This window comes from Methylobacterium aquaticum (genome assembly GCF_001043915.1).
GTDB lineage: Bacteria > Pseudomonadota > Alphaproteobacteria > Rhizobiales > Beijerinckiaceae > Methylobacterium > Methylobacterium aquaticum.
Window position 1 is genome coordinate 1 of record NZ_LABX01000101.1, and the last position, 10,691, is coordinate 10,691.

13 protein-coding genes are annotated in these 10,691 nt (G+C 66.6%); 2 read left to right on the forward strand and 11 right to left on the reverse strand.

Annotated elements, in window-relative coordinates; genetic code table 11:
* From VP06_RS36305 to VP06_RS13600, 7 genes are all read right to left on the reverse strand, one after another.
* Positions 1-518: hypothetical protein (locus VP06_RS36305; protein ID WP_156295582.1), on the reverse strand; the 518-nt coding region annotated here is incomplete at its 3' end.
* A 9-nt stretch (positions 519-527) separates the two neighbouring features.
* A complete protein-coding gene (locus VP06_RS13575) occupies positions 528-1,781 on the reverse strand; it encodes an SGNH/GDSL hydrolase family protein (RefSeq protein ID WP_048464312.1) in 1,254 nt (417 codons plus the stop codon).
* A gap of 90 nt (positions 1,782-1,871) precedes the next feature.
* Positions 1,872-2,567 carry a hypothetical protein gene (locus VP06_RS13580; protein WP_048464313.1) on the reverse strand — a complete coding sequence of 232 codons (696 nt, stop codon included), beginning with the start codon at positions 2,565-2,567 and terminating at the stop codon, positions 1,872-1,874.
* Positions 2,567-4,630, reverse strand: a complete 2,064-nt coding sequence (locus VP06_RS13585; RefSeq protein WP_048464314.1) for a phage tail protein — start codon at positions 4,628-4,630, stop codon at positions 2,567-2,569. Before VP06_RS13585 ends, VP06_RS13580 begins: the two co-directional genes overlap by 1 nt.
* Complete coding sequence (locus VP06_RS13590; protein ID WP_048464315.1) at positions 4,630-5,016, reverse strand: DUF6950 family protein; 387 nt, start codon at positions 5,014-5,016, stop codon at positions 4,630-4,632. The genes VP06_RS13585 and VP06_RS13590 overlap by 1 nt, the downstream gene beginning before the upstream one ends.
* Positions 5,013-5,594: a hypothetical protein gene (locus VP06_RS33735; RefSeq protein ID WP_053081772.1), complete on the reverse strand. Its 582-nt coding sequence runs from the start codon at positions 5,592-5,594 to the stop codon at positions 5,013-5,015. The genes VP06_RS13590 and VP06_RS33735 overlap by 4 nt, the downstream gene beginning before the upstream one ends.
* Before the next feature lie 3 nt (positions 5,595-5,597).
* On the reverse strand, positions 5,598-7,898 hold the full coding sequence (locus tag VP06_RS13600; RefSeq protein ID WP_197093204.1) for a hypothetical protein: 2,301 nt from the start codon (positions 7,896-7,898) through the stop codon (positions 5,598-5,600).
* 59 nt (positions 7,899-7,957) lie between these two features.
* On the opposite strand from VP06_RS13600, the gene VP06_RS36310 reads away from it, so the two are divergent.
* A complete protein-coding gene (locus tag VP06_RS36310) occupies positions 7,958-8,359 on the forward strand; it encodes a hypothetical protein (RefSeq protein WP_156295583.1) in 402 nt (133 codons plus the stop codon).
* A 42-nt stretch (positions 8,360-8,401) separates the two neighbouring features.
* On the opposite strand, the gene VP06_RS13605 is transcribed toward VP06_RS36310, so the two are convergent.
* The 4 genes from VP06_RS13605 to VP06_RS13620 all read right to left on the reverse strand — a co-directional run bounded on the left by VP06_RS13605 (position 8,402) and on the right by VP06_RS13620 (position 10,113).
* A complete protein-coding gene (locus VP06_RS13605; RefSeq protein ID WP_156295584.1) occupies positions 8,402-8,791 on the reverse strand; it encodes a hypothetical protein in 390 nt (129 codons plus the stop codon).
* Positions 8,792-8,864: 73 nt separating this feature from the next.
* The gene (locus VP06_RS13610) at positions 8,865-9,137 is read right to left on the reverse strand and encodes a hypothetical protein (protein WP_048464317.1); all 273 of its coding nucleotides are present in this window, start codon (positions 9,135-9,137) and stop codon (positions 8,865-8,867) included.
* 8 nt (positions 9,138-9,145) lie between these two features.
* A complete protein-coding gene (locus tag VP06_RS13615; protein WP_053081775.1) occupies positions 9,146-9,898 on the reverse strand; it encodes a phage antirepressor KilAC domain-containing protein in 753 nt (250 codons plus the stop codon).
* An 8-nt stretch (positions 9,899-9,906) separates the two neighbouring features.
* A complete protein-coding gene (locus VP06_RS13620) occupies positions 9,907-10,113 on the reverse strand; it encodes an Arc family DNA-binding protein (protein ID WP_053081776.1) in 207 nt (68 codons plus the stop codon).
* A 97-nt stretch (positions 10,114-10,210) separates the two neighbouring features.
* Here VP06_RS13620 and VP06_RS34925 point away from each other — a divergent pair.
* A partial coding sequence (locus tag VP06_RS34925; RefSeq protein WP_156295585.1) for an Arc family DNA-binding protein occupies positions 10,211-10,691 on the forward strand: 481 nt, incomplete at its 3' end.

The following is a 10,691-nucleotide window of genomic DNA, read 5'->3' on the forward strand; positions in this document are numbered from 1 at the left end:
ATCTCGATCGTGCCGTCGCGCAGCGCCCCGAGGAACAGCCGCCCCAGCGTCGAGACGATCGCGCCAGCATAGGGCGCATCGTCGCCATCGGCGAGCGCCGGGCCGAGCAGCCGCAGTGACGCCAGATTGAACGTCGTGGCCCGCTCAGTGTCGATCGTGCCCAGGCGCGCGTCGTGGACATCGTCTGCTGCCCGACGGGCGCTCGCCAGGTCGAGGATCTGCGATTGGATATCCGTCGCGATGACGGCGGCAACGGTCGCACCAGCCACACCGAGCACCGAGACAGATGCCCCGGATGCGACCAATGCTGATCCGGCTGCGTTTGGATCCGGATTGGCCCCGATCGCGACACGGGCGGGCGGATCGCCGTCGTCCAGCGACAGGATGACGGTGCCGGTGGATGGGACCGGGATCTGAGACCCTGATGCCGTTGGCGTGCTCGTGACCGTGAGGCTGCGACTGGGCGCACGGGGAACCTCGCGGCCGTTCACTCGGTCGACGAATGCGATGCGCAGCATAGCTAATCCCTACAATCCAACCGCGGCGTAAACATTACGCGCTACATCCCAATAACAGGCGCCGTTTCCATGCAGAGCATCAAACATAATTCCGAACTGACTATTGAGGCCAAACCCGTTTGGACCACCCATCATGTACTGGATATCAATCAGAGGGACGCCTAGAGACTTGGCGACATTGTATTGAGCCGCGGCAACAGCCGTCATCGACTGGACCGATACGGCGCTTGGGTTGGACGGGATCGCCGTTTTGAGGAGCACGCTCGCATTGGCGCCCGCCGCCTGAGTGATTGTCGTGATCTGACTCTGGTAGGTCGCAGCGGTGAGTTGACCGTTGTCGATTGCCCCAGCGTCGTTGATGCCGAGACCAACGATGATCTGGTCGGCGTCGAGCTGTGAGATCAGTTGCAGCGGGCTCCACGGCGATTGGTTGACGATCCAGTCGCTTGCTTTTGACCCAGACGACCCAGAGCTAAACACATCAATCGCCTTGACGTTGCGATCATATGCGTTCATGCCGACAAAATAAACCGCGCTGCCCGAGACTCCATAGAGACGTATAGTGTGGTATCCGAGCGTTGCTGTATTAAATGCCTGGGTAAATACCTGATCGCCACCGGATCGGGCTGTGTTGACGGTAACCGGGGGTTCGTCGTCAATCTGGACCAGCACGCTCCCCGTCGAGGCGTTGGCGGTAAATATAATTTCGAACGTGTTGACCCGCTCCAGCGGTGTATACGTGAATGCCCCAGTTCCACCCGCAAAACCGACGATCAGGTAGCCGCCAACGGTCGGCGTGTTGGTGCCGGACCATCCATTGCCGAACACAATGCGCGGATCAAATGTGGCGCTCACGTTGCCGCCATTGCCGAGCCAGCCGTTGCACGTCACTGGATAGCCGGCAGCTCCCATCATCCGGCCGACGTAATAGATCCAAGGGCCGATGCCGCTGTCGCCCACCCCGCGGCTCGTGCTGTCGTCGACCACGATCCAGCGGGACCGGCGGATGCCGGCGGCGGCGGCGGCGCGTCCGACCCGGGCCGCGAACATGGTGCGGCGGTCGAGGTTGATGATGCTGGGGTTGGGGCGAAAGCTGATCTGGTCGCGTAGGGACTGGATCGCCCCAGGATCGCCACCCGCCGCGACCAAGCCATCCAGGATGTACTCAAGCAGGGCAATGATGTCGTTCTTGGGCGGGGTGTAGGCACCCGAGAGCGGATTTCCGGCCTGATTGAACGCACGGTAAACGTCGCGCGGAAGCACGGGAGGCGGCATCGTGAACTCGCGATGTGAGAAGACGTGCGGGCGCGCTCGCTGGCAATGCGAGCATGAATTAGATGGCGCAGAGCCGGTTCAGGGAGCTTCGTTGAACTCGATGGACGGCGTGCCGAACTTGTTCAGGGACAAGCTAAGCTGACCTGTGTCGTCCGATGCGAGACGCATACGGCATCGGGGGTTATCGAAATCCATGACGGTGCCAACGGGGTAGACCGCCCGGAGCCATGGACCGATCCGCACCGTCCAAGTTGAGCCACCATCAAAACCCAGGAGGTCGTCGATCTGGTGAAGGCGGTTGTCGGGCGTGGAGAACCGCATACCGGGCAGGGGTGCTAGCCCTGCCGGTACGTTGAGCGAGATCTGCGTCGCGTTGAGCGCGGCAGGCGCCGCAAGGGTCGCGCCGGTAAACGATTGGGCGTAGCCGGAGCCGTCCGAGAAGGTGGCGCCATCCGAGTGCGGGACAGCGCCCGAGCACGGCACGATCCCGGCCTGATGCGCCGGCCCACGCCCGTCTTGGTGCGGCACGATGATGACCGAGGCCCGGCCGCCGGCCTTCACCCAGCGATACGCCAGGACCATGTTCTGACGCTCGATGGGGCCGTAGCGGCGATCGGCGATCGGGATCGTAACCGATGCCTTCCACCGCGCAGTCGGCGACACGATGACCTGCTCGGCTCCGGTGAACGATTGGCCGCCCGAGCGAGAGGTGCTGACCGGCTCGAATAGGATGCTCGCGAAGCGCAGGCTGGGAGGCCAAGGACGATCGGCCATCAGGTCACCGTCACCGTGATCGGGCCGGCCGTCGACGAGGCGTCGCCGAAGCCGGAGCGGTTGAAGGCCCGGACCCAGTAGCGATAGGTGCCGGCCGGACGTGGGTCGGACCAGTCGAAGGACTGCGAGGCCGAGCCGTTGAAGGTGCGCACGACCACCGCGGCGGCGAAGTCGGTCGAGATGCCGCGGTAGAGGCGGGCGAACCCGAAGTTCGCGCTGTTCGGCGCGGGGAAGGCGCCGGCGGCCGGGCCAGACCCGCCGTTGGCGACGAAGCCGGTGGGCAGACCCGGGGCGGTCGTGTCGGCCGAGACCGTGAAGGACAGCGTGGGGCTCCAATCGCTGACGGAGGTGTTCGAGAGCCAGGCGACCTGTGCCTCGTAGCCGGCTCCGTCGTTCAACGGCCCGGCCACGGCCTCGCCACCCTGGCTCGCCATGTCGATCCAGTCCGACGTGCCGGCGGGCCGATACCGGCCGATCAGGGTCAGGTCGACGCGACCTGGGACCTCATCGGCCGTGAACGTCGCGGCGAGCCCGGTGACCTGCCCGCCGGTGGTGTAGCGCGTCGCCTCGAACGTCACGCCGGACGGCACCGGTGCCGGGTCGGGCGAGGTCTGGTCCGGCAGCGGCGGGGCCGTCCCTTCCTCGGTGATCGACCAGGCATAGGCCGAGGCGTCGAGCGAATAGAGGTCCAGCACCGGCTCCGCCTTGAAGGGGCCCGTCAGCTTGCCGGCGGACGGGGCGAACGTGGCGTCGATCCCGAAGGACGGCAGCACCAGGCGCACGGTCGGCTCGCCGTAGGCCGGGAGCGCTTTCGGCAGCAGTCGCAGGCCGCGGAACCGGAACCGCGGCGCGCCCTTGGCCGCGGCGATCTTGGCGAGCTGGCGCGCCTGCCGGTGCGAGGGCGCACGGCCGAAGTCGCGCTCAGTCGGCACGAGGCCGATCTCGGCTTGGCTGTCCGGGTCGTCCCACGGGTCGCCCTCGAGCGGCTGGTAGTCGTGCCAGGGGCTCTTGTAGGTGAACTTGACCCGGTTGAACGTCGCGTAGGCCTCCGAGCCCTCCTCAAAGCTCTCCCAGCCGAGCACCATGTCCTCGGTGATGGTGAAGTTCGGGACCTGCCAGCGGCCGCCGCGGACGGTGACGCGTCCCTCGGCGTCCTGATCGATTTCGGCGTCGCACGCCGACAGGTAGCGGCCGAGCACCGTCGCCCGCTCCTCGTCGAGCGTGTAGGTGCCCCACGACCGATAGCGGCGCTCTGCCGTCTCGCCGTCCGGGTTGGGGCGCAGCAGCGGCACCATCTCGTCGCAGACGTTCGCGAGCGCCGCGAAGCTGTCGAGGTCGATTTCGTCGAACGGGATGCCGTACCCGCTCTCCTCGTGCAGGTAGGCCAGCAGCACGATCGCGGCGTTGTCGGACCACGCCCATGTCGCAGGGTTGGCGGGATCCTGGGCCGGGTCGCGCGGGTCGTAGCAGGCGGCGAGGTCCGCCACGAGCCGCACGTCCGGCGCGCCCTCGGGGAAGATCTTGTCGCCGTGCTTGAGCGGCGTGCAGGTGACGACGCTGTAGGCGAGGCCCTTGAGCTGCGCGGCCGGCGACCAGTACGGGTAACGCAGCAGCGTGCCCAAGGCCGCCTGGTCGTCGGCGCCAAGGCGCACCTCGATGACGACCTTGCCCTGGTACACGGCATCCGGAACGACGCCGCCGACTTGCCCGGTCAGGCTCGTCTTCACGTCGCCGAGCCAATATTCCCGGATCTGGGTCAGGTGGCCGGCGAAGTGCACGACGCCGCGGCTGAGCACGCCGCCTTGAGTGTCGAGGAAGAAGATCGCGCCTCCCAGCTTCTCGCGGCCGTGGCCGGCTCGCCGCGGCGGGATCGCTTGGCGCACGGTGATCTGGGCGTCGTTGCGCTTCTGCGCCGGAGTCAGCGCCTCGACGATCTGCTGCACCGCCAGCAGGGCGCCCGAGATGACGGCGTAGCCCACCACCGAAGCGGCTACAGCGCTGGTGGCGAGCGTCGTGCCGGCGGCCACCTCCGCCAGGATGGCGGCTCCGATCGCGGCCGGCATCAGACGCTCCACGCCACGATGACGGGGAAGGCGCCGAGCGCGATGCCGGTCGGCCCCTTCGCGGCCCAGCCGAGCGCGGTGCGGATCGCGAACAGCGGCCCGGCGGCCGGGTCGCGGACGAGCCCGATATCGCCGGGCTGCGGATCCGTGGTGACAGACAGCCCGGCGCCGAGCGCCAAGCGACGGCCCATCGCCTCCATCCCGCCGAGCCGGCGGATGTGGCGCGCCGCGCCGAGATGGCAGCGGTAGCGTCCGCGCAGCGAGGCCGCCGGGTCAACGCCGCGGCGCGCCAGCACCCAGCCCGACATGAAGAGGGCGCAGTCGGCCGAGCCCCATGCGAAGGGCTCTCCGGCAGCGCGGCGGAGGTAGGCGGCGAGGTCGGTCATTTCTCGGGGAGCGCGGGGTTCCACGGGCGCCTCCGGTTCTGCATCGCGGGGACCATGAACAGGCCGGTGTCGCCAGGATGCCGGCGCTGCTGGTCGCGATCGGTCAGGCTGCCGAAGGGCGGCAGGCCGCGCCGGGCGAACTTGGTCTCGGCAGTGAGCTGCGCGGTCCGGTTGTTGGCGTCAGGTGCCTGGTGGACGAGGCGGTCCATGATCCCGCGATAGACGAGGTAGGGGTTGCCGATCGCCTGCAGGGTGTCGGGGTTGAAGAACTGGAGGTGCACCGTGCAGGCGCGCCCCTTCACCCGCTCGCGAGCGTTCTTGACGTCCTCGCGGATCTCGTCGCCGACAGCAGAGAGCGAGAACGTGACCGGCGGCGCCTGGCCCCCAACCGCGGCCTCGATGTCCGACACCGACCCGATCTCGCCGATGCCCCTCCAGACGAAGCCGCCGGCGGCCAGCGGACCCCAGCCCTGGTGCACGCGCGTCGGAGCATCCAGGAAGTCGAAGAAGGCCAGGAGCTCGCCGTGCACGGTCTCGCCGGCGGCGGCGGCGCGGCCGGCAGCGTCGAAGATCGCCATCGGTCAGGCCGGCCGGTAGCGACGCCGCCCGTCGGCGACGATGCCGTTGATGTTGCGCCGGAACTGAGCGTCCCGCTGCGCGAAGAAGGCCGCCATCTGGGGGAAGGTCACCCCTTCGGCCGGCGTCATGGTGATGGTGTCGCCGCCGATGACGATGCTGCCCCCCATGTCGCCCCCGCCACCGCGCGCGATCGGGACGATCTGGCCGTTCTGGTTCGGGATGAAAAGTTCGCGCCCACGCTCGCCGACGGTGTAGCCTCGGCCGGCCTCGACCGGGCCGCCGTTGGCGCGGAACAGGCTGGCGAAGAAGCTCCCGATGCCGCCAGCGCCCGCGACCGTGTCCAGCGTCGCGCCCGACGCGGTCGGCCCCTGCAGGGCGCCGCCACCACTGCCGCCTCCGAAGACGCCCTTGAGCAGCCCTGCGATGCCACCGACCGTGTCGCCGGAACTCGCCGACGGCGCGGTGCCGAGGAGCCCGGCCAGCGGTCCTTGCCCGGTGAAGGCGCCCTGCAGGCCGGCGCGGAAAAGCTGCTTCGTCAGGCTGTTCAGGATGTCGCTGAAGCTCCTGCCCTCAAGGATCGCGTCGGCGATGCTGTTGGCAGCGATGTCCCCGAAATATCGAGCCGCGTCGGCGGCCTGCCGAATCGCCTGCTCGGCGTCCTTCGTGCTGTCCCGGTACTTCTGCATCGCCTCGGCGGCGGCCAGCACGCGCGAGCGCTCGTCGTCGGTCAGGGCCGGGTCGTCGCGCTTGCCGCGCTTCACGTCCTCGCGGGCGGCCGCCTCGGCCTTGGCTAGGGCCACCGCCTTCTCGCGCTCGACGTTAGTTTTTTCGACGTTCTCCAGCTCAGCCTTCGCGGTGTCGCGAGCCTTCTCGAGCTGGTTGATGAGCGTTTCGACGGCGTCGAGGTTCTCAGTCTCGCCCCTGCCGCTGCGCGCCCGAGGGGTCGCGAGGCTGGGCAGGGTAGCCGAGCGATCCGGACCGCGCGGCCGCACTTTCACTGCCAGCGGTGCGGCGGGGCCCTGAGCCTCGGGGTCGATGACGCCGGCAGCGCGCAACGCCTCCTGTGCTGCGGTCACGACGTTGCCGGCCGTGAGCACCTTCCCGATGCCCGGGATCTGGTTCACGAAGTCCTTGACCGCCCCGACGACGCCGACGATCTCCTGGTAGAGCTTCACCGCGATGCCGACGACGCGGGCGATCACGGCCTCGACCTCCAGGAACGCCTGGTAGGTGTCGAGCACCGCGTTCGAGATGTCCCGTTGGATCGGCGCCAGCGCCGTCGCGAAGGTGTCGGCGATGTCCTTCGCCTTGGCGTCCAGCTGCCGTGCGCGCTCGACCTCGTCCTCGCCGATGATGCGGACCCCGGCGACGGTGGTCGAGGTCGAGTTCAGGGTGTCGCGCAGCTGGTTCGTGATGTCGACGCCATTGCGCATCTGGCGCTCGAAGTCGGGCCCCAGGAACTTGCCGGCGAGGTCGAAGGCTGCGAGGTCCCGGCTCTCGGCGCGGAGCTTGTCGAGCAGGTCCAGGATCGCGCGGATGCGGGCTTCCTGGGTGCCGGCCCGGTCGAAGGTGGCCCGGTCGGCCGCGGTCAGGTTGCCGGCCCGGACGTTCTGCTCCAGGCGGTCGCCGATCGCCGACGAGGCCTTGCCGTCCTTGCCCTCGCCGATGCGGATCTCGGACGCCTCGCGCGCCTTGGCGAGCGCCGCCGTCACCTGCTCGACGGAGAGGCCGTACTTCTCCGCGCTGAGCGTCGCGCGCTGAAAGAACTCCGCTCCGACACCCACGCGCTCGGCCTCGCGGCCGATCTTCACAAAATCCTCGACGTGCTTGCGCGCCGCCTCGATGGAAGCCGCGACGCTCTCGAACACAATGACGGCGGCGCCGAACGCGATGAAGCTACTCAGCAGGGTGTTGAGCGAGGGGATCTGTGCCGCGACCGTGGAGATGGCCGCGGTCGTGCCGGTCAGGCCCGCTCGCACGGCAGCGTTCGCGCTCTGCGACCCGGCTGCCGAGGCCGTGAAGGCTCGGACCACACCCTCAAGGGTAGCCTTCTCGGCGGTGGCCGCCGCCGCGGTGCGCGACGCGATGTTGCGCACGTCGCTGCTGATGACGTTGGCGGCGCGCTGGACGTTCTGCTGCAGGGCGCCAAGAGAGTTGCCTGCCGCGTTCGAGTTCGCCGCAAGCCCGGATAGCGCAACGCCGGCCGATGCCATATTGCCGGCAATCGACGCAGCGAGGCTCGCCATCGCGCTCGTAGCGCGAGACGTGTCCGCGGCAAATTGAATGACGAGCGGATCAGCCATAGGGGGAATCCGTGCCTACTCTTAGTCGGTCAACGAAGAGAGTGATTGGCGTTCTATGCGTGCTTGGGCTGATCGTTTGGGGCGCTGCCCAGGATGACGATAAAAAACACCATGAAGCATCGCCTGCCACTCTAATTGAGAAGCGCCCATTTAACAAAATGCTGGAAGTTAGAGAGCTTGTAGAATTGAATGTTTCGAAATGGGAAAGAGGCGGTTCTGGCTATATAGGGTTCGTGTGGGCGTCCATCACTAATAACAGTCAAAATATAATCAAGGACGTGGAGCTTGTATGCGACTTTACAGCTAAAAGCGGCACTATTGTCAGCACTTCTAAGAAAGTAATTTATCAGATTTTTAAACCAAAAACAAAAACACTTATAAAGAGATTTGATATGGGATTTTTTCACAGTCAAGCCGAGCGGGCAACTTGCAGTATCGGTGATCTTGTCGTCTTGGATTGACCAGCAGGGCTGAAGCGCCCTGCTGGGTGGCGTTGTAGCGCCTCAGGCTCGACCTCCCTGGCCGACCAGATCCCGCAGCAGGCTCAGCAGCAGCCGTTCAGCGTGATCCGGCTCTTGGTCCTCGAAGTCCGGCGCGTAGTGCCGGGCCAGCAGCCGGGCCTTGGCCTGGAGGCCGGCGTGGGTGCTCGCCGGCAGGTTCGCGGCGCGCTCGGTCGCGTTGAAGACGATATCGACGTTCTGGCCGACCCGGCCGTCGTTCCAGTCTTCCGCCATCGCTTGGGCGTCCGTCTCGGCCCAGGCGTTGAGAGCGGTGTCGCAAGCCTGGACCAACTCGACATCAGGCGCGGCCAGGGCGACCGAGCTTAACGCAAGGGGAAGCGCGGCGGCCCCTACAAAAAGGGCGCGGCGCGTGCTATGTGCGGTGTGCGTCATCTTTCATGCTCTGCGGTGTGGGGTGGCCTCAGGCCTCGGCGAGCGTTCCAGCGCTTTCCGGGGCCGCTTCGTTTCAGTGGGGCAGGTAGATCCCGTCCGGCTGGATCGGGCAGTCGATCTCCTCGGCCGCGGCCTCATAGGCGAGGTTCGCCCGGGCATCGACACTCAGGCCCGTCCCAGCCAACGCGTGCCACGCCTCCGAGAAGGCGTCGTAGAGATCGTTGCCTCTGTCGGTTCCTGCTGTGCGGGCCAGCTCGATCAAGCCAGCGACGGTCATCTTCTCCCCTTCGGGCGTCTGGACATGCTCCGGCATGCCCAGGTCGAGGCGTTCGCGATGCGTCGCCATCTGGGCGCTCACGCTGCCGTTGCGGCGGGCGGGAACGCCTTCGCCAGGATCGTGAGCCCCTTCGGCGTGACACGGACCTGCGTCGACGACCACTCACTGCCGTCCGGCCGCTGGCCCGTGGTGATCTTGTGCTCCAGGAGCCCTGCCGCGATCTTGGACTGGTAGGCCAGATCGTCCTTGTCGCCCGGGCGCCGGAAGGTCCAGCCGTTGGTACGGAGCCACCGGATCAAGGTGTGGGGCGGGATCTGGAGCATCTTGGCCGCGGTGGAGCGACAGAACGTGCCGTGGGCCTCGGCGATTCGGTCCAGCGCCTCGGCAGCCGGCTTGAGTTCGGCGACGCGGTCATTCAGGGATGCGACCTGCCCCTGAAGGTGACTGAAGACCGCGAGCATCACCTTCGGGTCGGAGGGGTCGATCGCCGGCTGAGCCGAGGCCTGGGCTTCGAGCTCTTGCCAGCGATCCACGATCGCGGCCCGAAGCGGGACCGAGTAGCCGGACACGAGGATCAGGCACTCGCGCTTCGGGAGGTTGAAGCACGGCTTTTCGCGATTGGCGGCATCGCGGTAGGTGCCCTCAAATTTGAGGCCATCTCCAAGCGCTTCCAGCATCACGCGAATGTCGCGAATCACGTTGAAATGCTCCTTGCCCGTCCGCTCCGCGATCTCCAGCGAGGACATCGTGAGCGGCATGCCGGCCAGGGTCGCAGCAGCGGCGGCGCTCGTGGTATGGTGATTGTCCTGAGGCATCTGGCTGTTCTCCATGCTTCGGGTTAGGCCTCGGCGGGTGCTGACACGCCCGTCGAGGTCGCCTCTCTCAAGTCATCACCAAGCTCAGAGCGAATTATCTGCTCAAGCTGGAAGATGATCTCGCTGTTCATTGATCTCATGTTCTTCTTCGCGATGACGGCGATGCGTTCACGCATGCCATCCGGAAGCCGAAGCAAAAACTTGTCGCTGTCTCGGCTTGCGACCGTCATGGCTCCTCCTGTAGGACCACGGACATACTGGTATGCCCGTCATACCATTGTGTCAAGCACGATAGTATGTCGGTGATCCCACCAGACGGAGGTAGGCATGGCGCTTCGCATTCCGAGCCGGGGCTCGGACCAATTCAACCTCAGGTTCCCCGATGGCATGCGCGACCGCTTGCGGGAGGCGGCGGAAGCGAACGGCCGATCCATGAACGCCGAGATCATCGCCCGCCTAGAGAAAAGCCTAAGCTCAGATGATGGCATACACCGAAATATATTCGGCGGTGGCGTGCCCCTTGAGCTTGGCGAAGAGTTCATGGACGGCTTCATCGCCCTTCTCGACAAAGCCCGTGCCCGACACGACGAAAAATACGGTGTTGTCCCTCAGGATCAACGAAAGCGTGCTGCGTTTCCGCTTCGCGTGGAGGGCAGCATCGACCTCCTGCACGAGGTGGACACCGCTGCTCTGGACGCCTGGATCGCCACGAGGCCCGACCCCAAGCCATCGCGCGAGGAGGCCGCCCGGTCCCTAATAGCGGAGGGGCTTCAGGCGAAGGGCATTGCCCCCACCACCCCCTCAGCCC

Excerpts from the sequence above, each read along its gene's own strand:
- VP06_RS13590 (WP_048464315.1), bottom strand. The coding sequence starts at position 5,016 with ATGACCGACCTCGCCGCCTACCTCCGCCGCGCTGCCGGAGAGCCCTTC.
- VP06_RS13610 (WP_048464317.1), bottom strand. The coding sequence starts at position 9,137 with ATGGCGACGCATCGCGAACGCCTCGACCTGGGCATGCCGGAGCATGTC.
- VP06_RS13615 (WP_053081775.1), bottom strand. The coding sequence starts at position 9,898 with ATGGAGAACAGCCAGATGCCTCAGGACAATCACCATACCACGAGCGCC.
- VP06_RS13620 (WP_053081776.1), bottom strand. The coding sequence starts at position 10,113 with ATGACGGTCGCAAGCCGAGACAGCGACAAGTTTTTGCTTCGGCTTCCG.
- VP06_RS33735 (WP_053081772.1), bottom strand. The coding sequence starts at position 5,594 with ATGGCGATCTTCGACGCTGCCGGCCGCGCCGCCGCCGCCGGCGAGACC.
- VP06_RS13580 (WP_048464313.1), bottom strand. The coding sequence starts at position 2,567 with ATGGCCGATCGTCCTTGGCCTCCCAGCCTGCGCTTCGCGAGCATCCTA.
- VP06_RS13605 (WP_156295584.1), bottom strand. The coding sequence starts at position 8,791 with ATGACGCACACCGCACATAGCACGCGCCGCGCCCTTTTTGTAGGGGCC.
- VP06_RS13585 (WP_048464314.1), bottom strand. The coding sequence starts at position 4,630 with ATGCCGGCCGCGATCGGAGCCGCCATCCTGGCGGAGGTGGCCGCCGGC.
- VP06_RS13600 (WP_197093204.1), bottom strand. The coding sequence starts at position 7,898 with ATGGCTGATCCGCTCGTCATTCAATTTGCCGCGGACACGTCTCGCGCT.